At 63.0% G+C, this 23976-nt stretch carries 18 protein-coding genes and 1 tRNA gene; 7 read left to right on the top strand and 12 right to left on the bottom strand.

Annotated features, from left to right (window positions below):
- Window positions 1–17 precede the first annotated feature (17 nt).
- Both EKH80_RS14235 and EKH80_RS14230 read right to left on the bottom strand, forming a co-directional pair.
- Complete coding sequence (locus EKH80_RS14235; protein ID WP_126685441.1) at window positions 18–815, bottom strand: ABC transporter permease; 798 nt, start codon at window positions 813–815, stop codon at window positions 18–20.
- Window positions 815–1729, bottom strand: a complete 915-nt coding sequence (locus EKH80_RS14230) for an ABC transporter ATP-binding protein (RefSeq protein WP_126685440.1) — start codon at window positions 1727–1729, stop codon at window positions 815–817. The genes EKH80_RS14235 and EKH80_RS14230 overlap by 1 nt, the downstream gene beginning before the upstream one ends.
- A gap of 276 nt (window positions 1730–2005) precedes the next feature.
- On the opposite strand from EKH80_RS14230, the gene EKH80_RS14225 reads away from it, so the two are divergent.
- From EKH80_RS14225 to upp, 3 genes are all read left to right on the top strand, one after another.
- A complete protein-coding gene (locus tag EKH80_RS14225; protein ID WP_126685439.1) occupies window positions 2006–3502 on the top strand; it encodes an aminotransferase class III-fold pyridoxal phosphate-dependent enzyme in 1497 nt (498 codons plus the stop codon).
- 223 nt (window positions 3503–3725) lie between these two features.
- Window positions 3726–4043 carry a PsiF family protein gene (locus tag EKH80_RS14220; RefSeq protein WP_230473692.1) on the top strand — a complete coding sequence of 106 codons (318 nt, stop codon included), beginning with the start codon at window positions 3726–3728 and terminating at the stop codon, window positions 4041–4043.
- Window positions 4044–4140: 97 nt separating this feature from the next.
- The gene (upp, locus tag EKH80_RS14215) at window positions 4141–4779 is read left to right on the top strand and encodes a uracil phosphoribosyltransferase (protein WP_126685438.1); all 639 of its coding nucleotides are present in this window, start codon (window positions 4141–4143) and stop codon (window positions 4777–4779) included.
- Window positions 4780–4963: 184 nt separating this feature from the next.
- Here upp and pip read toward each other — a convergent pair whose 3' ends face one another.
- Together pip and EKH80_RS14205 are read right to left on the bottom strand one after the other, a co-directional pair.
- On the bottom strand, window positions 4964–5923 hold the full coding sequence (pip, locus tag EKH80_RS14210; protein WP_126685437.1) for a prolyl aminopeptidase: 960 nt from the start codon (window positions 5921–5923) through the stop codon (window positions 4964–4966).
- A 97-nt stretch (window positions 5924–6020) separates the two neighbouring features.
- On the bottom strand, window positions 6021–7406 hold the full coding sequence (locus EKH80_RS14205) for an FAD-binding oxidoreductase (RefSeq protein WP_126685436.1): 1386 nt from the start codon (window positions 7404–7406) through the stop codon (window positions 6021–6023).
- Window positions 7407–7515: 109 nt separating this feature from the next.
- Here EKH80_RS14205 and serA point away from each other — a divergent pair, with 109 nt between their 5' ends.
- From serA to pbpC, 4 genes are all read left to right on the top strand, one after another.
- Window positions 7516–8748, top strand: coding sequence for a phosphoglycerate dehydrogenase (gene serA, locus EKH80_RS14200; protein WP_126685435.1), 1233 nt, complete (start codon window positions 7516–7518; stop codon window positions 8746–8748).
- Between the two features lie 140 nt (window positions 8749–8888).
- Window positions 8889–10550: a methyl-accepting chemotaxis protein gene (locus tag EKH80_RS14195; protein ID WP_126685434.1), complete on the top strand. Its 1662-nt coding sequence runs from the start codon at window positions 8889–8891 to the stop codon at window positions 10548–10550.
- A 213-nt stretch (window positions 10551–10763) separates the two neighbouring features.
- Entirely contained in the window at window positions 10764–15707 is a 4944-nt protein-coding gene (locus EKH80_RS14190) for an alpha-2-macroglobulin family protein (protein ID WP_484481970.1), read from the top strand.
- A gap of 49 nt (window positions 15708–15756) precedes the next feature.
- On the top strand, window positions 15757–18165 hold the full coding sequence (gene pbpC, locus EKH80_RS14185; protein WP_126685432.1) for a penicillin-binding protein 1C: 2409 nt from the start codon (window positions 15757–15759) through the stop codon (window positions 18163–18165).
- Window positions 18166–18205: 40 nt separating this feature from the next.
- On the opposite strand, the gene EKH80_RS14180 is transcribed toward pbpC, so the two are convergent.
- From EKH80_RS14180 to rpmI, 8 genes are all read right to left on the bottom strand, one after another.
- Entirely contained in the window at window positions 18206–18871 is a 666-nt protein-coding gene (locus tag EKH80_RS14180) for a hypothetical protein (protein ID WP_126685431.1), read from the bottom strand.
- Window positions 18872–18966: 95 nt separating this feature from the next.
- Window positions 18967–19043: transfer RNA gene (locus EKH80_RS14175), tRNA-Pro, on the bottom strand.
- Window positions 19044–19100: 57 nt separating this feature from the next.
- Window positions 19101–19457 (bottom strand): MerR family transcriptional regulator, encoded by a 357-nt coding sequence (locus EKH80_RS14170; protein WP_115493718.1) that lies wholly within the window; start codon window positions 19455–19457, stop codon window positions 19101–19103.
- Window positions 19438–19740 (bottom strand): integration host factor subunit alpha, encoded by a 303-nt coding sequence (gene ihfA, locus EKH80_RS14165; protein WP_115477488.1) that lies wholly within the window; start codon window positions 19738–19740, stop codon window positions 19438–19440. The genes EKH80_RS14170 and ihfA overlap by 20 nt, the downstream gene beginning before the upstream one ends.
- Window position 19741: 1 nt before the next feature.
- The gene (gene pheT, locus EKH80_RS14160; RefSeq protein WP_126685430.1) at window positions 19742–22186 is read right to left on the bottom strand and encodes a phenylalanine--tRNA ligase subunit beta; all 2445 of its coding nucleotides are present in this window, start codon (window positions 22184–22186) and stop codon (window positions 19742–19744) included.
- A gap of 21 nt (window positions 22187–22207) precedes the next feature.
- The gene (gene pheS / locus EKH80_RS14155) at window positions 22208–23203 is read right to left on the bottom strand and encodes a phenylalanine--tRNA ligase subunit alpha (RefSeq protein WP_126685429.1); all 996 of its coding nucleotides are present in this window, start codon (window positions 23201–23203) and stop codon (window positions 22208–22210) included.
- Between the two features lie 126 nt (window positions 23204–23329).
- A complete protein-coding gene (rplT, locus tag EKH80_RS14150) occupies window positions 23330–23689 on the bottom strand; it encodes a 50S ribosomal protein L20 (RefSeq protein ID WP_026635108.1) in 360 nt (119 codons plus the stop codon).
- A gap of 17 nt (window positions 23690–23706) precedes the next feature.
- Window positions 23707–23904 (bottom strand): 50S ribosomal protein L35, encoded by a 198-nt coding sequence (gene rpmI / locus EKH80_RS14145; protein ID WP_019467379.1) that lies wholly within the window; start codon window positions 23902–23904, stop codon window positions 23707–23709.
- Between the last annotated feature and the right edge of the window lie 72 nt (window positions 23905–23976).

The raw sequence follows: 23976 nt of genomic DNA, 5'->3' as shown, positions 1-23976 counted from the left end.
CCCTGCGCCATCGTACTTCAACCGTAACGCCGCAGTCTGCGCACGGCGATGAGGAAGAATATCGCGGCGAAACCCAGCAACACCGCAGAATGCCGGATCACGCTGCCATGCTCCATCCCTGACGCTGCCAGCCCCAATTGGTGCAGGTGATAGCTCGGCCATAGCGGCGCGATCTGCTGCAGCAGCTTCGGCAACATATTAAGCGGAATCCACAAACCGGACAGGAAGGACATCGGCAGGTAGACAAGGTTGAGCATGCCCGGTGCGCCCTGCCCCTTGATCAGGGTGCCCACCAGCATGCCCAGCGCGCAGAATGGCAATACGCCCAGCACGCCGGTCAGCAACAGCAGCGCGGCTTGCTGCCAGGACAGGGGGACGTGTCCTAGCGCCAGCCCCATTGCGAGCAGCAGCAGGATCACCATCGCAGCCGCCACCATGGCCATCAGCATCTTGCCTAGCAGATACGCTCCCGGCGGCATGGGCAAGGCACGTTTATAGGTGAGCAGGCCACCATCACGTTCCAGCGCCAGCGAGACACCAAATCCGAACAGGCCAGGACTCATCACGCCGAACACGCCATAGCTCACCAACAGATAGCGCGTGGTGTCCGCACCTGCCGACCGGCCCATGACGATGCCGAACAACAGGTAGAACATGGTGGGGAAAAGGATGATGGGCAGCATGAAGCCCGGTGCACGCATGTAGCGCAGGCACTCGCTGCGTGCTTCGGCGATGTAGGCGCCGATGACGCGCCGGGTGTTCATGCCGGCAGAGGATGCTGCGGCCGGCGCGACGGATATCGATACGGTGTTCATCAAGCGGCCTCCTGTTGTTCGCCTTCTTCGCGCGTCAATTCGGTAAATGCCTCCGCCAGACCCGCGCGCTGTACTTCCAATGCGCCGAGCCCTGCATCTGCATCAAGCAGACGCCGCAGGACGTTCTCAGGCTCGCTGGTGTTGATGAGCAGACGCGCGCCCTCGCGTTCGACCGAAGTTACTTGCGGCCAAGCCGATACTGCCGCCGGATCGAGATCCGTGGCGCAACGAATGCGCGTAAGCGGCACTTGCGCGCGCAACGCATCGACGCTGCCTTCGCTCAGCACACGTCCCTTTGCCATCACGATCACGCGTTGCGCCAACGCTTCGGCCTCTTCCAGGTAGTGCGAGGTCAACACCACCGAGCAGCCTTCGGCGACCAGGGTTCGCATCGCGTTCCACAATTTGCGGCGCGCGTCGATGTCCATGCCTACCGTTGGCTCATCCAGGAACACCAGTTCGGGCCTGCCGCACAGGGCGAGCGCAAACTGCACCCGGCGCTGCTGGCCACCCGAAAGCTTGCCGTAAGGCCGGTTCAGCAGGTCACCGATACCTGCCAACGCGGCACTTTCCTCAAGCGGGCGCGGCTGCGGGTAGTAGCTGGCGACCAGGCGCAGCAGCTCACCGACACGCAGCGTAGGCGGCAGCATGGCCGTTTGCAGCATCACGCCAATACGGCGCCGTGCGTCGATGCGCTGCGGGTCCAGGCCGAACAATTCCACCTGGCCGCGGTCCGGCCGCATCAGTCCAAGCAGCAGGCCAATGCTGGTGCTTTTGCCGGCACCGTTGGGCCCCAGTACCGCCAGCAGCTCGCCGCGCTGCAGCAGAAGATTCACGCCGTCGAGCGCGGTAACACCGTTATAACGCTTTTCCACCCCGTCAAGACGGGCTACGACATCGGATGAGATAGGCATAGTGGCCTCCTTGCATTGCAGCGTAAGGATGCCAAGCGCGTTACTACAGTTGTCCGCGTCAGCGATCCGGCATGACAGCCGTCACCCTTGGGGGTACCGCCGACCTGTCCCAGCGGTTATCCTGACGCCCGTGCGCCGGCGGTTTCCCCATACACGGCGCAGTGCGAACGGGCGCATCGGCCCGGGCTCCCGTAGCCCTTCACGCACAAAAAACATCCTGCCGGCCTGCTTCGCGATTGGGTGCGCGAGGCGCTGTCAGATTCGAGGAGAGTAGTCATGGGTGTCATCGATCAGCTGCGCGAACTGCGCGAATTTGGCGGCAAGCCGCGGACCACCGGCCTGGACGACGCCACCATCGAGCGCATGGCGGCGCTGGACCCGCAACTCGTACAGGCTGTTGCCGAGGCTGTCGCACGCCATCGCGAATTGCGCGCCGAACTGAGCGATTTCCTGAAGCTGGATGAGGCCGAGCAGCTCACGCTGGCGCTGCGCGATTTCGTGAATTTCTATCCCGACGACGCCATCAATCCCTACGTGCCGGCCGCGGCACGCGGTCCATGGGTCGTCACGCTGAAAGGCTCCGTGGTGCACGACAACGGTGGCTACGGCATGCTCGGTTTCGGCCACAACAACGCTGCGATCGATGCCGCGCTGGCGCATCCGCAAGTGATGGCCAACGTGATGACGCCGAGCATTTCGCAGATGCGCTTTTCGAAGGCGCTCAATCGCGAGCTTGGCCGCCATCGCGGCAACAATCCCTATACGCGCTACTTGTGCCTGAATTCCGGTTCGGAATCGGTGGGCCTGGCCTGCCGCATCGCCGACGTGAATGCCAAACTGATGACCGACCCGGGTGCCCGCTATGCCGGGCGCACGATCAAGCGCATCGCCGTGAAAGGTGCCTTCCACGGCCGCACCGATCGCCCTGCTCTGTATTCGGATTCCTCGCGCCGCACCTACGTGCAGCACCTGGCGAGCTACCGCCATGAAGATACGCTACTTACTGTGGCGCCCTACGACACTGCGCAATTGGAAGCCGTATTCGCTGACGCGGACAAGCACGGCTGGTTCATCGAGGCGATGTTCTTGGAACCGGTGATGGGCGAAGGCGACCCGGGCCGTTCGGTGACGCCGGCGTTCTACCAGGCCGCGCGCGAGCTGACCGAATCGCACGGCTCGCTGCTGCTGGTCGACTCCATCCAGGCCGGCCTGCGCGCGCATGGCGTGCTGTCGATCATCGACTACCCCGGCTTCGAAAAGCTGGCGCCGCCGGATATGGAAACCTTCTCCAAGGCGCTCAACGCGGGCCAGTATCCGCTTTCGGTGCTTGCGGTGAGCGACCGCGTCGCCGGCCTGTATCGCAAGGGCATCTATGGCAACACCATGACTGCCAATCCGCGCGCGCTGGACGTGGCGCTGGCCACGCTGGACCAGCTCACCGATGAGGTGCGCGCCAACATCCGCACTCGCGGCAAGGAATTCGTCGACAAGCTCAACGGGCTGAAAGACGAACTGGGCGGCCTGATCACCAAGGTGCAGGGCACCGGACTGCTGTTCTCGTGCGAACTGGCGCCACAATTCAAGTGCTACGGTGCAGGCTCTACCGAGGAATACCTGCGCGAGCGCGGCATCGGCGTGATCCACGGCGGCGCCAATTCGCTGCGCTTCACCCCGCACTTCAAGATCACCAGCGCGGAAGTGGACATGGTGATTGCGCACGTGCGGCACGCGCTGCTGGAAGGACCGCGCAAGAGCGAAGCGCAGGCGGCCTGACGCTTGTCGCCCTTCGAGGTAAGCTGGGATGCCAATCCCAGCTTGCTTCTCTCGGCATAGTGCTGGGATTGTCATCCCAGCCTACAGAACCCTCCGCGCGAAGATAAAGCTCCGCGAAATGCAGGCATTGTCCGCGCCCTTGCGCCCCGTTCCCCTCTTTCTTCACAAGGCATAGACTGCCGTGACCGGTACCGCCGCCGGTCATAAATCAGGAGGAAGAATCATGTCCATGCGTCTGAGCCTGGTCGCAGCCAGCGCTGCGCTGGTATTCGCCAGCGCCGCCTTCGCTGCCGCACCGCAAAGCAAACCGCTCTCCTCGTCACAGCAGAAAATGGCCGATTGCAGCCACGCCGCCAAGGGCAAGACCGGCGCCGACTACAAGAATGCCGTCAGCTCCTGCATGAAGGGCGACACCACCGCTGCCGCCGCTCCCGCCAAGATGACCCCGCAGGAACGCATGTCTGCCTGCTCCAAGGAAAATGCGGGCAAAAAAGGGGCCGAATACAAGAGCGCCGTCAGCGCCTGCATGAAGGCGCATTGATGCGCTGAGGCTGCTGCGAATTCGAGGCGCCGCCGAGAAGCGGCGCCTTTTTCGTTTCCGGCTATGCTTGCGGCCATCTCTTTGCATGGCCTTGCGCATGAAGATCGTCGAAGTCCGCCACCCGCTCATCCGGCACAAGCTGGGCTTGATGCGCCGAGCCGGCATCAGCACCAAGGAATTCCGCGAGCTGGCCTCTGAAGTCGCCTCGCTGCTGACCTATGAAGCCACCAAGGACCTGGAAACCATCGAGGCGCAGATCGAAGGCTGGGCCGGCACCGTGCGCGTGGAGCAGATCAAGGGCAAGAAGATCACCATCGTGCCGATCCTGCGCGCCGGCCTGGGGATGCTGCCCGGGGTGCTGGAGCTGATTCCATCGGCCAAAGTCAGCGTGGTGGGTTTGCAACGCGACGAGCAGACACTGCAGCCGATTGCCTACTACGAAAAACTCACCGGTCGCATGGACGAGCGCATCGCGCTGATCGTCGACCCGATGCTGGCTACGGCCGGCACGCTGGTGGCAACGGTGGAGATGCTCAAGGCTGCCGGCTGCAAGCGCATCAAGGGCTTGTTCCTGGTGGCCGCGCCGGAAGGGCTCAAGCGCATCGAGGCGACGCATCCGGACATCGAGATCTATACCGCGGCGATCGATGAGCGGCTCAACGAGCACGGCTACATCCTGCCTGGCCTGGGGGATGCGGGGGACAAGATTTTCGGGACCAAGCAACTGCCGGCGTGAACCGCATCTGGCGACCCATCCACTCTCCGCCTCACCGTCATTCCGGCGCAGGCCGGAATCCAGTTTAAATACGCGTCCGAAGGACACAAAACCGGGCTTAGAGTGCTTCGCACATCATATTGAAACTGGATTCCGGCCTGCGCCGGAATGACAGTCCTCAAAAAAATAGCTTCCGTGCTGGAAGCTAGCGATGCCCAAACCGGTCCGTCGCCTCCACCAGCTCGTGCGTAATGCCCGGCTCGAATGCCGAATGCCCGGCGTCCTGCACGACGCGCAGGTCCGCTTCCGGCCACGCGCGATGCAGATCCCAAGCGCTGCGCATCGGACAGACCACGTCGTAGCGCCCTTGCACGATCACCGTTGGAATGCGGCGAATGCGCTCGACATTGCGCAACAGCTGATCATCGTGTTCGAAGAAGCCGCCGTTCACGAAGTAATGGCATTCGATGCGCGCAAAAGCCAGGGCGAATTCATCTTCGCCGCTGCTGTGGATATAGGCCTCATCCTGATACAGAAAACTCGTGGCGCCTTCCCACACCGACCACGCACGCGCCGCATTCAATCGCACTTGCGCATCCGGACTGGTCAGGCGGCGGTGGTAGGCGCTCATCAAATCGCCGTGCTCGGTGGCGGGGATCGCGGCCAGGTACGTTTCCCATGCATCCGGATACAACGCATCGCAGCCTTGCTGGTAGAACCACTCCAATTCCCAGCGCCGCAGCATGAAGATACCGCGCAGCACCAGCTCGGACACCTTGTCCGGGTGGGCCTGAGCGTAGGCCAGCGACAGCGTGGAACCCCACGAACCGCCGAAGACCTGCCAGCGTGCTATCCCCAGGTGCTCCCGCAGGCATTCGATATCCGCCACCAAATGCCAGGTGGTGTTATCGGTCAACTCGGCATGCGGCGTGGACTTGCCGCAGCCGCGCTGGTCAAACAGCACGATGCGATAGATCGCCGGATCAAAGAAACGGCGGCACTTGGGATTGGTGCCCCCGCCCGGACCGCCATGCAGGAATACCACCGGCTTGCCGTTCGGGTTACCGCTCTGCTCATAGTAGAGCGTATGCAGATCGGAAACCCTGAGCTGGCCGGCATCGTAGGGTTCGATCTCGGGATAGAGGCTGCGGCGATGCTGGGACATGGTCATTGGCTGTCTGCGGTAGCGGGAAGGCACATGGTACGGGGGAGAGCCGCGCAACCCAAATTTGCTGATCGGGATTGGTATCCCGGCCAGGCATTCAGGCCAACAGCTTGCCGGGATTGAGTATCCCGTTCGGATCGAACACTGCTTTCACGCCACGCATCAATGCAATCTCCGCTGCGCTGCGCGTGCTCTCAAGATACGCGCGCTTCACCAGGCCTATCCCGTGTTCCGCGGAAATACTCCCGCCATGCCGCTGCAGGGTGTCCGCCAGCAGCTTGGTGACGTGTTCGCACTGCGTAATGAAATCCGCATCGGACAGGGACGCGGGCTTCAGCACATTGATATGCAGATTGCCGTCGCCGATATGCCCGAACCACACCACTTCCATCTCAGGATATTCACGCGCAAGCAAGGCCTGAATCTGCCCCAGGAACCCGGGCACGGCGCCGATCCGCACCGAGATATCGTTCTTGTAGGGTCGGTGAACCGCCAGGCTTTCCGTAATGCCCTCACGCAGGCGCCATAGCGCGGCAGCTTGTGCCTCGCTCTGCGCCATTACGCCGTCAGCAATCAGGCCCTGCTCCACCGCTTGCTCGAATACGGCCAGTGCCATCTCCTGCGCACGTTCGTCCACGGCATCGAATTCGGTAACCACGTAATACGGGTAATCGCCTTCGATGGCACGTTGTGCGCCGGCGCCGAGCACATGCTTCAAGGCCACTTCGGTGAAGAATTCGAACGCCTGCAGCGACAGCCGGGCGCGAAACAACGCGAACACCTGCATGAGCGCATCCATGTCCGGCAGCGCCAGCAGCATCACCTGCGAGGCCGGCGGCGGGTCGGTGAGACGCAGCGTCGCCTCCACCACGATGCCCAGCGTACCTTCCGAACCGATCATCAATTGCCGCAGGTCATAACCACTGGAGTTCTTGATCAAGGCGCGATTGAGATCCAGCAGCTCGCCATTGCCGGCTACCACTTTCAGGCCGGCGATCCATTCGCGTGTATTGCCGTAACGGATCACACGGATCCCGCCGGCGTTAGTGGCAATGTTGCCGCCGATGGAACAGGAGCCACGCGCGGCGAAATCGACCGGGTAGATCAGGCCGTGCTCCCGGGCGGCGGCCTGCACGGCTTCCAGCGCGATGCCAGGCTGCACGGTCAGGGTGCGGTCGACGGCGTCGAAGCCGAGCACCCGGCTCATTCGCGCCAGGCTCAGCACCAGCTCCCCCTGCGCCGCCACTGCCCCGCCCGAAAGTCCCGTGCGGCCGCCGGAGGGTACGATCGCCACCTTGTGCTGGTTGGCCCAGCGCACAATGCCTTGCACCTCCTCGACCGATGCCGGAAGTGCTATCGCCAGCGGAGCCGGGGGCCAGCGCCGGGTCCAATCGCGGCCGTAGTGCTCCAGGTCGCCGGGCTCGGTGAGCAGGCGCAGGGCCGGCAGGCGGCTGGAGAGTTCGGCGAGGGCTGACGGGTTCATGGCGGCTCCGTAGGGAAGCGTCCAGCCTGCCAGCGCCCGGCGCGATCGTCTAGTGCTGCAACGCGGCAAAATCTGGCATAGTGTTTGGACTTCCAAATCGCGGGCCGCCATGAAGACCTCGTTCCCCAGGCAAGACATCAAGGTGCTGCTGCTCGAAGGCGTGAGCCGCACGGCGGTGGAGACGTTCCAGCGCGCGGGCTACAGCCAGATCGAGTACCACGCCAAATCCCTGCCTGAGGACGAACTGAAGGCGCGCATAGCCGACGCCCACATCGTCGGTATCCGCTCCCGCACGCACCTCACTGCCGATGTGCTGGAACACGCCAAACGGCTGATCGCCGTAGGCTGCTACTGCATCGGCACCAACCAGGTCGAACTCGATGCGGCGGCGAAGCTCGGCATTCCCGTGTTCAACGCGCCCTATTCCAATACACGCAGCGTCGCCGAACTGGTGATTGCCGAAGCGATCATGCTACTGCGTGGCATTCCGCAGAAGAATGCGCTGTGTCATCGCGGTGGCTGGACCAAATCGGCCGCCGGCAGTTTCGAAGTGCGCGACAAGATCATCGGCATCGTCGGCTACGGCCACATCGGCACGCAGGTGGGCGTGCTGGCCGAAAGCTTGGGGATGCGCGTGATCTTCTACGACATCGAATCCAAGCTTGCGCTCGGCAATGCGCGTGCCGCCGCGGGCCTGGACGACCTGCTTGAACGCGCAGACATCGTTACGCTGCACGTGCCGGAAACACCGGCCACCAAGCTAATGATCGGCCGCAACGAACTGGTGAAGATGCGCAAGGGCGCGACGCTGATCAATGCCTCGCGCGGCACCGTGGTCGACATCGATGCGCTGGCCGGTGCCTTGCGTGAGGAGCATCTCGGCGGTGCGGCCATCGACGTATTTCCAGTGGAGCCGAAGGGCAACGACGATCCGTTCGTCTCGCCGCTGGTGGGCATGGACAACGTGATCCTGACACCGCACATCGGCGGCAGCACGCTGGAGGCGCAGGACAACATCGGCATTGAAGTCGCCAGCAAGCTGGTGCGCTACAGCGACAACGGCTCCACTTTGTCGGCCGTCAATTTTCCTGAAGTGACGCTGCCCGAACATCCGCGCAGCCGCCGCCTGCTGCACATCCACCGCAACGTTCCGGGCGTGCTTTCACGCATCAACGAACTGTTTTCCGCAGGCAACATCAACATCGACGCGCAGTTCCTGCAGACCCATGCGGAAGTGGGTTACGTGGTGATCGACGTGTCCGCCGACGAGCAACAGGCCGCCGCGCTGAAGGACAAGCTGGCGGCGATTCCCGGCACCTTGCGCACCCGCGTGCTGTATTGATGAATATAGGCTGGGTTGAAAAACCCAGCTTTGCCATGCTGGGATTGCCATCCCAGCCTACGCCTGAACGCCTGATTCAAGCCAAGCCGCATCTGTGCCGATAGTCACGGTGACACAGCCCTTTTTGTTGCGGTTTTCCCATGATTGTCCGTTTTCGTGATTTGCGCATCGCCGTCCGGCTTGGCCTGCTTGGGGTCATCCTGCTGGCGGCCACGGTCATAGTAGGCCTCGGCGGCTGGCGCGGATTGACGCGCACGCATGAACTGCAGGTTCGCTCGGCCACCACGGCTGCCCAATTCGCCGCGGCGGTGGATGCGGCACGCATTGCCCAGGTCGATTTCAAGAAACAGGTACAGGAGTGGAAGGACCTGCTGCTGCGCGGTGCGGATGCTGTTTCCTTCAAAAAATACCATGAGGCCTTCATCGCACAGGCGCATGCTGTCGATAGGGATCTCGCCGCGCTGAAACGGCAAATGAGCGAACTCGGCCTGGACACACGCGGTGTGGACAGTGCCATCGCGACGCACGCCGATCTCGGCACGAAGTACTTGGCTGCCATCGGGCACTACGACGCCAAGGATGAAAAGAGCGTGCATGTGGTTGACGCTTTGGTGGTGGGTATCGATCGCGCGCCCACGGCCGCCATTGACGGACTGGTCGCCGAAATGAAGCATGAGGCCGAAGCCGCGTCGGCGCGCATTGACGAGCAAAGCCGCGCGGCATTTGGCGAGGCGTGCATGCTGCTCGTGTCGGTGGTCCTGAGCGCCATGGTCGCCGGTGCCGTGCTGGTGTGGCTGCTTGCCTACAGCATTACCGCACCCCTGGGGCGGGCCGTGAAAGTGGCCGAGGCGGTGGCGGAAGGCGACCTTTCCACCGAGATCGTGGCAGCCGGCGGCGATGAAACGGGTAAGCTGCTTTGCGCGCTGGCTGCCATGAATGGGCAATTGCGCAACGTGGTAAGCGTGATCCGTGCAGGCTCCACCGAGATTTCCGCCTCCACACGGCAGATTGCCAGCGGCAACCAGGACCTTTCCCAGCGCACCAGCGAGCAGGCCGCGGCCCTGGAAGAAACCGCTTCGTCGATGCAGTCGTTTACCAACAGCGTGAACGCCAATGCCACGCGCGCGCGCGACGCAAGTCGCCTGGCCAAATCGGCTTCCGACATCGCCCGCCAGAGCGGCACCGCCATGTCGGAAGCCGTGGGTGCGATGACGCAGGTACAGGATGTGGCCAGCCGCATCACGGAAATCACCGAAACGATGGATCGCATCGCCACGCAGACGCACATCCTGGCGCTGAATGCCTCCGTGGAAGCAGCCCGCGCCGGCGAGGCCGGCAAGGGTTTCAACATCGTGGCGGCCGAAGTACAGGCGCTGGCGCGCAGCTCGCGTACGGCATCCAGCGAAATCCGCGCCTTGATCGAAGAATCCGTCACCATCATCGAAAACGGCACACAGATCATCAGCCGCACGGAATCGATGGTTGGCAAGCTGCTCGATAGCGTGGCTGACGTTACCGAGACCGTGGAATCCATCGCCACCCTGAGTATGGAACAGGCAGACGGCATCCTGCAGGTGAACCGAGCCGTGCGGCAGATGGACGAGGTGACGCAGAACAACGCCGCGCTGGTGGAGGAAGCGGCTGCCGCAGCCGATACAGTGCAGTTGCGTGCGCGTTCACTGGTGCAGAGCGTGGAATTCTTCAAGCTGTCCAGCCAGGAGACGGCTCATGGTTCGGCGGTGCCGGGGGCCAGCCAGGCAAGCACGCCGATGGCGCTTCGTCCAAGGCTGGAAGCAGCTTAATTCTCCCGGCGTGCGAAAAATCCGAGCCAAGCCCTCCAGTCCAATTCTTCCGCAGGCACGGGCGGAAGCCGGCCACCGGGGCGGATAAGGGTGAAATCGCGGCGCCCCTTCCCCGCCTCCACGGCGCCACAAATGCGTGCGACACTTTTCTCCGTATACAGGGAGAGTCCTATGCCGCGCGCAACGATCGGCCGCCGTCTGCACGGCGGCATGATGGCTTTATGTATGTTATCGATGGTCGGGCTGCTGGGAGCCTGTAGCCACCACGAGGCAGGCGAGCCGGCCCTGCAGGGAGCGCCCGCAGCAAGCCGTTCCGCCCATGCCCCCGCCAAGCAGCCGTTCGCATTGGTTGCGGCAGGATCGCAAACCACCGATTCGCGCACGGCGATCACCCTGCATTTCAGCGCCAAGCTGGCGTCTGCCCAACCGTTCGACCAGCAACTGGCGGTGACCGGGCCGAAGGGCGAAGTCGTCAATGGCAGTTGGGATCTGAAGGATGATGGTCAGACCCTCAGCTTCCCCTATGTATCGCCAAACCAGCACTACGCCGTGCTGCTGCATGCGGGCCTGCTGGCCGCGGACGGCAGCACCTTGGGGCATGAGGTGAAGCGCGACGTCTATTCCGGCAATCTCACCCCGGCCGTTGGCTTCGCATCCATGGGCAGCGTGCTGCCGGCACGCGGTTCGCGCGGCCTGCCGCTGGTATCGATGAATGTGGATGATGCAGACATCGAGTTTTTCCGCGTGCACGACGACGCGTTGTCGGATCTGTTCTGCGCCTACCCCAACAACAAGCATCGCGATAACTACGAACTGCAGCACGAACCCACCACCTGGGACGGCTGCCAACACGGCGAACGCGCGAAACGCTCACTCACCGACATGGGCGACTCCGTCTACGCCAACCACTACACGCTAGGCGGCGGGCAGAACGAACGCACCATTCGCTACATTCCGATCCAGGACATCCCGCAACTGGCACAGCCAGGCGTGTACATGGCCGTGCTCAAGCAGGGCGGCACGTTTGCCGGCGGCTACGACACTTCGATCTTCTTTGTCAGCGACCTGGGCCTGCATCTGCGTGTCTATCATGACAATGCCCTGCTGCACGTCGCATCGCTGCGTGACGGCTCGCCGGTCAGTGGCGTGGACGTGGAAATCGACGATGCCAGCGGCAAGGCCAAATTGAAGGCCACGACCGATGGCGACGGCAATGCGCTGATCGCTTACAAGGTCGATCCCGCCGACGTGCTGATCGCACGTCATGGCAAGGATGTTTCGGTGCTGCCGTTCAACAAGCCGGCGCTGGACGTTTCCAACTTCGATATGACCGGACGCAGGCAGGCGCCGTTCGAAGTGTTCGCCTGGTCGGGGCGCGACCTGTATCGCCCCGGCGAAACGCTGCGCGCCTCGGCACTGCTGCGCGACTATGACGGCAAGCCGATGAGGCCGCAGGCGCTGTTCGTGCGTCTTAAGCAACCGGACGGGCGCAGCCTCGTGGACACCCGGCTGGAGCCGCGCGACCTCAACTATTTCGAGCTGAGCCAGGTGATTCCCGCCGACGCCCCGACCGGCCTGTGGCAGCTCGAATTCCGCCTCGATCCGACCAGCAAGGAAGCCGTGCAGGCGTTTCCCTTCCACGTCGAGGAATTTCTGCCCGAACGCTTGAAGGTGGATCTTGCCAGTCCGCAGACTCGCCTCGCCCCGAATGAAGCGCTGAAGCTGGCGGTGAACTCCAGCTATCTGTATGGCGCACCCGCCGATGGCAACCGCTTCACCGCGAAAGTGATGGTGAAGCCCGAAGTGCATCCGCTGGCCAACCTGCAAGACACCTTCTTCGGCGATCCGCTGGTCGATCTGCCGAAGCAGGCCAACGACGTAGTGGACGACAAGCTCGATGCGCAAGGTCATCTGGAACAGGACATCAATCTGCCCGACGATGTGAAACCGATGGCGCCGCTGACCGTGACCGTATCGGGCAACGTATTCGAAACTGGCGGCCGCGCGGTGACCCGCCTGTTGAATCGCGTGTACTGGCCGGCGCCCGAACTGGTCGGCGTGCGTCCCCTGTTCGATCCCAAACAAGGCGCGGAAAGCGAAGGCCGCGCCTCGTTCGAAATCCTGCGCGCCAATGTAGACGGCAAGTTGGTGGCGGGTTCGCATCTGAAGGTGCGTCTGCAGCGCGAGATACGCAATTTCTACTGGCTGTACGAGCACGGCGACGATTGGAAGTCCAACGCCAACGTGGAATTGCAGCTGGTCGAGGAGAAAGATCTGGACGTAGCCGCCGGCCAGCGCGTGCAGGTGGATTTCCCCGTGCAATGGGGCGGCTATCGCATGGAGGTGTACGACCCCGCCACCCAGCTCACTACCGTGTTCCCCTTTTTCGCCGGCTACAGCTGGGAAGACGAGAATCTGGGTAAGGAAGCGCGTCCGGACAAGGTGAAACTGGCGCTGGACAAAGCGCGCTACCGCGCCGGCGACACGATGAAAGTGACTGTAACGCCGCCCCACGACGGTCCTGGCGTACTGCTGGTGGAATCCGATCACCTGCTCTACACACGCAATATCGACGCCAAGGCTGGCGCCACGTTCGAAATACCCGTCACCAAGGACTGGGAACGCCATGACGTATACGTGGTGGCATTGGTGTTCCGCGGCGGCGAAGCAAGCGAACACACTACGCCCGCGCGTGCCATGGGCATCGAGCATGTCAGCATGGACCGCAATGACCGGCGCATTCCGCTCGGCCTCAACGCCCCCACCTTGATGCGACCCGGCAATCCGCTGGACGTTTCGATTGAGGCAAAAGGACTCTCCGGGCAGCATGCCTATGTCACCTTGTCCGCCGTGGACCAGGGCGTACTGAACATCACCAACTATCCGGTACCGGATGCCTGGGCATGGATGTTCGCCAAGCGCGCACTGGGCGTGGACGCCTATGATCTCTACAGCCGCGTGATCGAAGCAGTTGACGGCGAGGAGGCGAAACTGCGCTACGGCGGCGACATGAGCGGCAAGGGCCTGCCGCATGCGGCACGTCTGAATCCCAAGGTGCAGATCGTGGACCTGTTCACCGGCCCGGTCGCCTTCAATGCGCAAGGCAAGGCCACCCTCCACGTGCAAGTGCCCGACTTCAATGGCAGTCTGCGCCTGGCCGCACTCGCCTATACCGATGACCGTTTTGGTGATGCCAACGGCAACGTCACCGTGCGTGCGCCGTTGGTGGTGGAACCCAGCACACCGCGCGTGATGGCCGGTGGCGACAAGGCGCAACTCAGCCTGGACCTGAAGAATCTTTCCGGCAAGGACGGCATGGCCAGGATCAGCGTGCAGACCAACGACGAAATCAAGCTGGGCAATGCCACACGCGACGTACCGATCAAGGATGGCGGCAGCACTACCTTGTTGATGCCCGTTGCAGCGCAGGGCGGCGCCGGCGTAGCAAGCATCGATATCCATGCCGAGCTCAACGACTACAAGACCGACCGCCATTTCGAGTTCGCCGTGCGTCCGGCCTGGCCCGAGCAGATTTCCACCACACCGATGGCGCTGGAAAACGGCAAGCCGGCGCGCTTGGATGGCTCGACCGCCGGCCTGATTCCGGCGACGTTGCACACCGCGCTCACGCTGAGCACGCTCCCGCCACTGCCTTACAGCACTGCGTTGCGTAACCTGCTGCTCTATCCCTACGGCTGTATCGAACAGACCACGAGCAAGGGCTACGCCGCGCTGTACATGGACCAGAAAACAGCCAAGGCGCTCGGCACCGAAGGCCTTTCCGATGCACAGCGGCAAGCGGCGGTGGAAAGCGCGCTCGCGCGCATCGCTTCGTTCCAGGCCAGCAACGGGCATTTCAGTTTCTGGGGCGGCACCAGCCCGATCGAGACCTTTACGACGCCCTACGTGGTGGATTTCATGCTCGATGCCCGCGACGCCGGTTTTGCCGTGCCGCAGGATGTGCTGCAAAAAGCGCTGCAGCGTTTGAACGATGATCTGCTTGCCGGCGGCCACCCATACTACAGCTACGAGCATCACGACCATCTGCGCGTCGCCGATGAAGCGTATTCCGGCTTCGTACTGGCACGCGTCAATCGCGCACCGCTGGGTACGCTGCGCGCAATTTTCGACAACGACCGGCAGAAGCTGGTGGCGCCGTTGCCATTGGTGCACCTGGGGATAGCGCTCAAGCTGATGGGCGACAACGCGCGCGCGCAGAAGGCGATCGATGAGGCGTTTGCTTGGAACAAGGAGCGTCCGTGGTACGTAGGCGACTACGGTTCGGACCTACGCGACCTGGCGACGATGGTGGCACTTACTCATGCCTACGGCATGAACAAGCCCGAATACGACGCCAAGCTGATCGACTGGGCGCGCAACGCCACCGCCAACGTGCATGCCACACAGCAGAAGATCGAGTACTACCACTGGTCCTGGTCGTACTTGAGCACGCAGGAACAAGTCGCCATAGCCCGCGTGGCGCATACCTTCGACGCGGCCAATCATCCGCCGCTCGTGGCATCGCTGACCATCGGCGGCAAGACGGAAGCGGTGCCGCCCAACACCTTCCTGTGGACGCGCACGCTCACGCCGGGAGACCTGGCCAGCGGCGTTAGCGTACAGCCCAACGACAAATCCACTGTGTTCGCGACATTCGATGTGGCCGGCATCCCCACCAAGGCGCCGCCCGCCGACCCGAGCCAGGTCGACGTGCGCCGCAGTTATTTCACCACCGACGGCAAGCCCTGGACGGGCGACACGCTGAAGGAAGGCGACAGCCTGATCGTGGAATTGACCATAGAAGCACGCATGGACATGCCCGATGCGCTCGTGACCGACCTGCTCCCTGGCGGCCTCGAAGTGGAAAATCTCAACCTGGGTGGTGCACAGCAATGGGAAGGCGTTGCCGTCGACGGCATTAACCTGGATCAGCACACCGGGGCCGCGGAGATCGTGCACGAGGAATACCGCGACGATCGCTATGACGCTGCATTGAAACTCCAGCGTGGACAGGCGGCGCACGTTTTCTACCTGGTGCGCGCGGTGACGCCGGGTACGTACACCGTTCCGCCGCCGCTGGTGGAGGACATGTACCGGCCTGCAGTACGCGGTATTGGCGTGGTGTCGCCGGCGCAATTGAAGGTGGTGGAGCCATAAGCCCCGCACTCCCTCTCCCCGCCGGGGAGAGGGAAACCCGCCAGCAAGCATGAAAGTTCCAGCAAACCACGCCCCTCACCCTGACTCCTCCCCTGCCCTGGGGAAAAGATGGATACGGCAACGTCTACGTCGCTCGGTTCGAGCGATGCTGCTGAGCATTACCGCTTTGCTGTTCGTTGCCGCTGTACTTGACCGCATCTTTCCGCTGCGCCTTCCCGCTGCCGACACCGGCAGCACGGTCGTGCTCTCCCGCGACGGAACTCCGCTGCGCGCCTTCGCCGACAGCGATGGCGTCTGGCGCTATCCAACTACCGCCAGGCAAGTCTCGCCGCTCTATCTGCAATCGCTGTTCACCTACGAAGACCGCTGGTTTTACCGTCATCCCGGCATCAACCCGTATGCATTGCTGCGCGGCACATTCGGTTTGTTGCGGCACGGGCACGTCGTCTCGGGAGGTTCAACGCTCACCATGCAGGTGGCGCGAATTGTTGCGCCGATTCCGCATACGGTGGGCGGCAAGCTGGTACAGATCTTCCGCGCGCTGCAACTGGAAGCGCATTTGAGCAAAGCCCAGATCCTTCAGCTCTATCTCGATCATGCTCCGTTCGGCGGGCCGATCCAGGGGGTGGAGGCCGCATCGTGGGCGTATCTGGGCAAGCCAGCCGCACGGCTGTCGCATGCGGAGGCCGCCTTGCTCACGGTATTGCCGCAATCGCCGAGCCTGTTGCGGCCCGATCGCCATCCCGAAGCCGCGCGCCGCGCACGCGACAAGGTGCTCAAGCGCCTGCGCGACCAAGGTATCTGGAGTGATGCACAATGGCACGATGCCGAGATCGAACCTGTGGTGGCGCGCTCACTGCGCGCTCCGCTGGATGCCGCGCTGCTGGCCGAACGACTGCATCAGCAGCAGCCACAAGCACGACGCATCGTAACGACCATCGATGCCAACCTGCAGCGCGCAGTGGAGGACCGCGTCAGCGATTATCTTTCGCGTCTGCCACCACGCACCTCTGCAGCCGTGCTGGCGGTGGACAACGCCACGCTCGAAGCGCGCGTATATGTCGGCACCGCGGCTTTCGCCGATCCGCTGCGGCTGGGGCACGTCGATATGGTACGCGCGCCTCGTTCTCCCGGTTCCACGCTGAAGCCGTTCCTGTATGGCCTTGCGCTGGAAGACGGGCTGATCACCTCACAAACCCTGCTGACCGACGCCCCGCAGGATTTCGGCGGCTACAAACCTTCCAACTTCGACGACAGTTTCAACGGTCCCGTCAGCGCGGCGGAAGCGTTGCAGCGGTCGCTCAACGTGCCGGCGGTGGATGTGCTCGACCATGTCGGGCCGAATCGTTTCGTTGCTCGCCTGGCCAACGGCGGCGTCGATCTGGAGCTGCCAGCAGGTGCGCAACCGAATCTTTCCATCATTCTCGGCGGCGCTTCGACACGGCTGGAAAACCTGGTGGGGGCCTATACGGCATTCGCCAACGAAGGCATCGCCGGAGCCCCACGCTATCTGGCGGACCAACCGAAGCAATCGCGCCGCCTGCTGTCGCCTGGCGCGGCATGGATCATCCGCGACATCCTTTCGACCAATCCCGCCGATGTCGCAGGCGCCCCTCTTGAAGGCACGATCAGCCGGCACGATGCGGTCGCGTGGAAAACCGGCACCAGCTACGGCTATCGCGACGCCTGGGCGGTCGGCGTGACCGACAGCTGGACGATCGGCGTTTGGATTGGGCGGCCCGACGGCACGCCATCGCCGGGCCAATACGGTGCGGTCACTTCGTTGCCGTTGATGTTCGCAGTGATCGACATGCTGCCGATCGACCGCAGTCGAGTGCATGCAGTACAACCGGCTGGCGTGCGGCAGGTGGACATCTGCTGGCCACTCGGCGGCGCTGCCGCAAGCACGCCGCCCGTGCTATGCCGCCAACGACGCAAAGCATGGACGCTGGATGGAGCGATACCGCCGACCTTTGCCGAGCGCGATATCACTGCCTGGTCGGCAGGATTGCTCAGCGTGCGCGTCGACGCAAAAGGGCGACGTCTTAGCGCTACATGCCATGGCGAAGGCGAGCACAGCATGCAGATTGCACGGTGGCCCGCCTTGGCCACGCCCTGGTTGAGTGCGGACGACGCCGCGCAATCCGCCTTGCCGCCACTGGCGCCGGGCTGTGCGCAGGATTCGCTCGAAGTAGCCAGTCCCATCCGCATTGCGGGACTGAGCCAGGGCGCCCGCTTGCGACAAGCACCGAACAGCACACAGCCTTTGCACGTGACCTTGCAGGCCCTTGGCGCCACCGGCGAAGTGCAGTGGCTACTGGATGGGCGCCTGCAAGGAAGCAGCTTGGGCAACGCAAACATGCAATTCATGCTGCCGCAGTCGGGTGATCATCGGATCACGGCGCTGACGCGCGATGGTGCCTTTGCGCAATTGCTGGTGCACGTCGACAGCGCTTGAGTAGCCTGCGATGCCAAGGTTTAGGCGGAAGACCACAGCTTCATGCGGTGCGGTCTGCAGCCTTCTTCGCCACCGTAGCCTTCTTGCGTGTGGCCACAGTTTCCGCCTTTGCGTGCGTGTGCAATTCTTCGCGAAAGGCGGCTGCGTAGCTTTTCAGCTCGGCCTTTCTGTTTGACGCGAGTGATCTATCGCGTGCGAGGTGCTGCTCCATCCGGTGCAGCAGGTCATAGTCGTGATAGTCGCGATACGGCTTCAGATCGAGATCGGCCGGTACCTTGCTCAGGCGTTCATCGCCGATCTTCTTCACGTACTTCTGCATGAAGCGGTCGTATGCCTTCCACGTTACACGCTGCGCGTGTACCGCAGCTTCCTCGGCGCGAGTGGCGATCTGGTGCGCATGCAGGTAGTGCAGGCCAAGCTGGTCGATCAGCGTCTTCTCCACTTCCTCGTGCAGGATCAGAAAGCGATCCACCTCGATGATGCGCCCACGGAAGCTGAAGGACTTGGGCAAATGCCGATCGATGTAGATGGTCTTGCCGTCCTGGCTGTAGCCGGCGAGGTAAGGAATGTCGTGCTTGCGGTCGAGCTTCTTCACCCGGCGCAGAACGGCGTCGAGCGCACGGTCCATCATCAGCGAGGAGATGTACCAGTCAGGGGCCTGCAGCTTCACGTGCGGGGCATTCGGGTGACAGGTGTTCGACGGCATGGTGGTCAGCTCCTGGTGGGCTGTGCCGAGATTAACGCGTCGATCCCGAGAAACGAAAAACGGCGCTCAAGGCGCCGTTGATCGGTACTGCGAATTGGTCGGGGCGGCCGGATTCGAACCGACGACCCTTTGCCCCCCAGGCAAATGCGCTACCAGGCTGCGCTACGCCCCGACTGTCCAGCAAAGAAGAAAATTGTAGCAGTACCGGCGGGTCTGCCGATAGGGTGGTTCAGCGGCGCAGCAGTGCCAGCACTTCCTCCAGCTCCATGCGCACCTGGCGCACGATCTGGTGCGACATGCTGGCTTCCATGCGGGCCTGGGGACCTTCCAGGCGCGCACGCGCACCAGTGATGGTGAAGCCTTCGTCGTACAGCAGGGAGCGGATCTGCCGGATCATCAGCACATCATGGCGCTGATAGTACCGGCGGTTGCCGCGGCGCTTGACCGGGTTGAGCGCAGGGAACTCCTGCTCCCAATAGCGCAGCACATGGGGCTTCACCCCGCACAGTTCGCTGACTTCACCGATGGTGAAATAGCGCTTGGCCGGGATGGCGGGCAGCTCGGTGTTATTCCCCTGATCCAGCATAGCCCTCGACTCTCACCTTGAGTTTTTGTCCCGGCCGGAACGTCACCACGCGGCGGGCGGAGATGGGAATCTCCTCGCCGGTCTTGGGATTACGCCCGGGTCGCTGGTTCTTCTGGCGCAGATCGAAATTGCCGAACCCCGACAGCTTCACCTGCTCGCCCCGTTCCAAGGCTTCGCGGACCACTTCGAAATAAGCGTCCACGAACTCCTTGGCTTCTCGTTTGTTGAGGCCCACCTCGAGGAAGAGGCGCTCTGCCATCTCCGCCTTTGTCAGCGCCGCCATCTTACCCTCGCAATTTCGCCTCGCATCCAGCCTCCAACGCCGACACCACATTGCGTACGCAGCAGTCCGCGTCGTCGTCGGTAAGGGTGCGTGAAGCGTCCTGCAAAATCAAGCCCATAGCGAGACTCTTTCGGCCCGCTTCGACCCCTTTTCCACTGTAGCGATCAAACAGCCGCAACTCTGCCAGGGTGGTGCCCAGGGTCGCGCGGACGGCCTGCTCAATCTGTGACCAGCTTACCTGTTCAGGGACATCAACGGCGATATCCCGACGGACGGACGGGAAGCGTTGCACCGGCAGCGCCTTAGGTAGGCGGCGCCCGAGCAGCGGATCCAGGGCAAGCTCCAGCACGTGCACGTCGGGGCTCAGGTCCAGCTCCTTGGCCAAGCGCGGATGCAAGGCTCCCAGGTAGCCGACCGTCTCTCCGTCCCGGGTGACCCTTGCGGCTCGCCCAGGATGCAACCAGCCCGGCAGGCCATCGGCATGGGCTGCCCAGCGCTGGGGTTCGCCACCCCAGGCGATCAGGGCGTCCAGATCGCCCTTGAGGTCGAAGAAATCCAAGGGCCGCGCCGCTTCGCCCCATTGCTCGGCGCGGGCATGACCGGCGGAGACGATGGCGAGGCTGGGGGTCTCGACGGGTGGGATGTTGCTTGTTTGAGGAGTCCGACCAGGGATGGTCGGGCTTTTGTGGAGGGACCCACATTCATGGAACACTCGCCCCATTTCAAACAGGCGCACGCGATCCTGCTGGCGCGCGCGGTTGTGGGACAGCGCCTGGATCAAACCGGGCAGCAGCGATGGGCGCATCACGGCCAGATCGGCGGAGAGCGGATTGGCGAGCGGCACCAGTTGTTCGGTGAAACTCCACTTCTCCAGCAAGGTGTGACTGACGAAAGCCAGGTTCACCGCTTCGTGGTATTCGCGTGCTGCGAGCTGTTCGCGTAGGGCCAACTCGTTAAGGCGCGCCTCCGGCTCGGTCACCAGCGCCAGCGCGCCTGCGGGCGTATGGGTCGGGATATTCTCGTAGCCGTGGATACGGGCGACCTCTTCGATCAGGTCTTCCTCGCGCTCGATGTCGAAACGACGGCTCGGTGCGGTAACTCGCCAGCCATCGTCCAACGGCTCGAGCTTCATGCCGAGCGCCGTGAAGATGCGTACGACTTCACCGTCGGCAACGGTCAGACCAAGCACTCGCGCCAGCCGAGTACGGCGCAGCACAATGGGCTTCGGCGCATGTAGATGCTCCGACAGCGTAACGTCGATCAGCGGGCCGGCAACGCCGCCGGCGATATCGAGGATCAGCCGAGTTGCGTATTCGACGGCGATGCCGGGCAGTTGCGGGTCGACGCCACGCTCGAAACGATGCGCGGCGTCCGTGAACATGCCCAGCTTGCGGCTGCGGCCGATGATCGCCGAGGGAATCCAGTGCGCGGCTTCGAGGAAGACATTACTCGTCGCATTGGTGACGCGCGTATCCAGCCCTCCCATGATGCCTCCGAGCGCCACCGCATGCACTGCCCTGCCGCCGCGGCTATCGGAGACCACCAGAAAATCTTCGTCCAGCTCGACCGTGCGGCCATCAAGCAAGGCCAATGATTCGCCCTTACGCGCCGGACGCACCACGATCTCGCCCTCCAACGTGTCCTTGTCGAACGCATGCATCGGTTGGCCGAGCTCCAGCATGACGTACTGCGTGACGTCAACCAGGAAACTGACCGGGCGCAGACCGCTGCGACGCAACCGTTCGGCCATCCACACGGGCGTTTGGACCGTAGCATTCACGTTATCGATGACACGACCCGTGAAGCGAGGCACGCGCGCTCCCGCTTCGAGCGAAACCTTCATCGTGGCATCGCTCTGGGCCGGCACGGGCTCCGCGTCCAGCGGAATGACGTTTCCATCAAGCGCCGCCGCAACGTCGAAGGCGATCCCGCGCACGCAGAAGCAGTCGGCGCGATTAGGCGTCAATTTGATCTCGATGGTGGCGTCCGGCAGGCCGATATACGTGGCCAACGGCATGCCAACAGGCGCGTCGGCAGGGAGTTCGAGCAGACCCGATGCGTCTGGATCAATGCCCAGCTCCTTGGCCGAGCACAGCATGCCGGACGACTCCACTCCGCGCAGCTTCGCCGCCTTGATCGCGATGCCACCGGGCAGCTGAGCACCCACCATGGCTAGCGGAGCGATCAGGCCAGCGCGTGCGTTCGGCGCGCCGCAGACGATTTGGACGACACCGTTACCGGTATCGACCTCGCACACCTGCAGGCGATCGGCCTCGGGATGCTTTCGCGCGCTGACGATGCGCGCGACGATCACACCATCCAGCGCTTCGCCCAGCGCGGTAACGTCTTCAACCTCCAGGCCTATCGCCGTTAGAGTAGCAGCGAGCTCGCCGCGCGAGGCGTTCGTCGGCACATGGTGCCGCAACCAGTTTTCCGAAAATTTCATGCGTGCCGATTCCTGCTTCGATTACGCGAATTGCTTGAGGAAGCGCAGATCGTTCTCGAAGAACGCGCGCAGATCGGAAACCCCGTAGCGCAGCATCGCAAAGCGTTCCACGCCCAGGCCAAAGGCAAAGCCGGTGTAGCGCTCCGGATCGATGCCGCAGTTCTTCAGCACATTCGGATGCACCATGCCGCAGCCGAGCACTTCCAGCCAGCGCGTGCTGCCGTCCTCAGCGTCCCAGCGGATATCCACTTCGGCCGACGGCTCGGTGAAAGGAAAGTAGCTGGGACGGAAGCGCATTTCGAAATCGCGCTCGAAGAACGCGCGCACGAATTCGGCCAGCGTGCCCTTCAGGTCGGCAAAGCTGGAAGTTTCGTCCACCAGCAGGCCTTCGATCTGGTGGAACATCGGCGAGTGCGTCTGATCGGAGTCGCTGCGGTACACCTTGCCGGGCGCAATGATGCGGATCGGCGGCTGCCGCCCTTTCATCGAACGGATCTGCACCGGCGAGGTGTGCGTGCGCAGCAGACGGCCGTCACCGAAGTAGAAGGTGTCGTGCATCGCACGCGCCGGATGATGCGGCGGAAAGTTTAGCGCTTCGAAGTTGTGCCAGTCGTCCTCGATTTCCGGACCGTCGGCACGTTGATAACCCAGACGCGCGAAGATCGCGGCAATGCGCTCGAGTGCACGCGTGATCGGATGAATGCCGCCACGCTCGCCATTGCGCCCAGGCATGCTGATGTCGAGCTTTTCCGAAGCCAGGCGGCGATCGAGTTCGGCTTGCTCCAGTACCTGCTTACGTGCACCGAGCGCGTCGCTGAGCCGCTCTTTCACGCGATTCACTTCGGCGCCGCGCGTCTTGCGCTCTTCCGGCGACAACGTGCCGAGCACCTTCAGCGCCGCGGTGACGATGCCGCTTTTGCCGAGCAGGCTTACACGCAACGCGTCGAGCGCGTCGAGCGTGTCGGTCTTGTCGATTTCGGCCAGCGCCTGGCCGGCGCGGCTGTCCAGATCTTCCATCGATGCGACTCCCGTTCTTCTCCTCTCCCAAGCAGGAGAGGCCAGAAGCTGAAACAAAAAAAAGCGGGGAGAAGGCTTAAGGCCTTCTCCCCGCTTGATTCACATCATCTCGTCAGTGCTTGACGATCAAGCGGCCAGACTGGCCTTCGCTTTTTCTGCGATGGCCCCAAAAGCCTTGATGTCATGCACGGCGATGTCGGCCAGCACCTTGCGGTCCACCGTGATGCCGGCTTTGCTCAGGCCGTTGATCAGGCGGCTGTAGGACAGGCCGAACTGACGGGCTGCCGCATTGATACGCACGATCCACAGGGCGCGGAACTGACGCTTCTTCTGCTTGCGGCCGATATAGGCGTACTGACCGGCCTTGATGACGGCCTGGTTGGCAACGCGGAAGACTTTGCGACGGGCGTTGTAGTAGCCCTTCGCGCGGCCGATGATTTTCTTGTGACGACGACGGGCGGTAACGCCACGCTTAACACGAGCCATGGTTCAGGTCCTCCCGCTCAGAGATACGGCAACATGCGTGCGACGCCCTTGGTGTCGCATGCCTTGACGTGGTTGGTGGCGCGCAGGTTGCGCTTACGCTTGGTCGACTTCTTGGTCAGGATGTGCGACTTGAACGCATGGCCGGCCTTGAACTTGCCGGACGCGGTCTTGCGAAAACGCTTCGCCGCCGCGCGGTTGGTCTTGATCTTGGGCATTTGAATGCTCCTTGATGGGGTGCCTGCCCGATCACGAGCAGCCCCGGTTTCTGACTGATCTGGCGGCGACCC

It is taken from the genome of Dyella choica (genome assembly GCF_003977665.1).
In the GTDB taxonomy this organism is placed as follows: domain Bacteria; phylum Pseudomonadota; class Gammaproteobacteria; order Xanthomonadales; family Rhodanobacteraceae; genus Dyella_B; species Dyella_B choica.
The sequence above is the reverse complement of the archived record's forward strand: the minus strand, read 5'-3'. Positions and strand labels throughout refer to the sequence as shown.

Coding starts and splice junctions, on each gene's coding strand:
- pbpC (WP_126685432.1), top strand. CDS start 15,757: ATGAAAGTTCCAGCAAACCACGCCCCTCACCCTGACTCCTCCCCTGCC.
- upp (WP_126685438.1), top strand. CDS start 4,141: ATGAAGATCGTCGAAGTCCGCCACCCGCTCATCCGGCACAAGCTGGGC.
- EKH80_RS14235 (WP_126685441.1), bottom strand. CDS start 815: ATGAACACCGTATCGATATCCGTCGCGCCGGCCGCAGCATCCTCTGCC.
- EKH80_RS14225 (WP_126685439.1), top strand. CDS start 2,006: ATGGGTGTCATCGATCAGCTGCGCGAACTGCGCGAATTTGGCGGCAAG.
- EKH80_RS14195 (WP_126685434.1), top strand. CDS start 8,889: ATGATTGTCCGTTTTCGTGATTTGCGCATCGCCGTCCGGCTTGGCCTG.
- pip (WP_126685437.1), bottom strand. CDS start 5,923: ATGTCCCAGCATCGCCGCAGCCTCTATCCCGAGATCGAACCCTACGAT.
- rpmI (WP_019467379.1), bottom strand. CDS start 23,904: ATGCCCAAGATCAAGACCAACCGCGCGGCGGCGAAGCGTTTTCGCAAG.
- EKH80_RS14180 (WP_126685431.1), bottom strand. CDS start 18,871: ATGCCGTCGAACACCTGTCACCCGAATGCCCCGCACGTGAAGCTGCAG.
- ihfA (WP_115477488.1), bottom strand. CDS start 19,740: ATGGCGGCGCTGACAAAGGCGGAGATGGCAGAGCGCCTCTTCCTCGAG.
- pheT (WP_126685430.1), bottom strand. CDS start 22,186: ATGAAATTTTCGGAAAACTGGTTGCGGCACCATGTGCCGACGAACGCC.
- EKH80_RS14205 (WP_126685436.1), bottom strand. CDS start 7,406: ATGAACCCGTCAGCCCTCGCCGAACTCTCCAGCCGCCTGCCGGCCCTG.
- serA (WP_126685435.1), top strand. CDS start 7,516: ATGAAGACCTCGTTCCCCAGGCAAGACATCAAGGTGCTGCTGCTCGAA.
- EKH80_RS14220 (WP_230473692.1), top strand. CDS start 3,726: ATGTCCATGCGTCTGAGCCTGGTCGCAGCCAGCGCTGCGCTGGTATTC.
- rplT (WP_026635108.1), bottom strand. CDS start 23,689: ATGGCTCGTGTTAAGCGTGGCGTTACCGCCCGTCGTCGTCACAAGAAA.
- pheS (WP_126685429.1), bottom strand. CDS start 23,203: ATGGAAGATCTGGACAGCCGCGCCGGCCAGGCGCTGGCCGAAATCGAC.
- EKH80_RS14190 (WP_484481970.1), top strand. CDS start 10,764: ATGGCTTTATGTATGTTATCGATGGTCGGGCTGCTGGGAGCCTGTAGC.
- EKH80_RS14230 (WP_126685440.1), bottom strand. CDS start 1,729: ATGCCTATCTCATCCGATGTCGTAGCCCGTCTTGACGGGGTGGAAAAG.
- EKH80_RS14170 (WP_115493718.1), bottom strand. CDS start 19,457: ATGCTGGATCAGGGGAATAACACCGAGCTGCCCGCCATCCCGGCCAAG.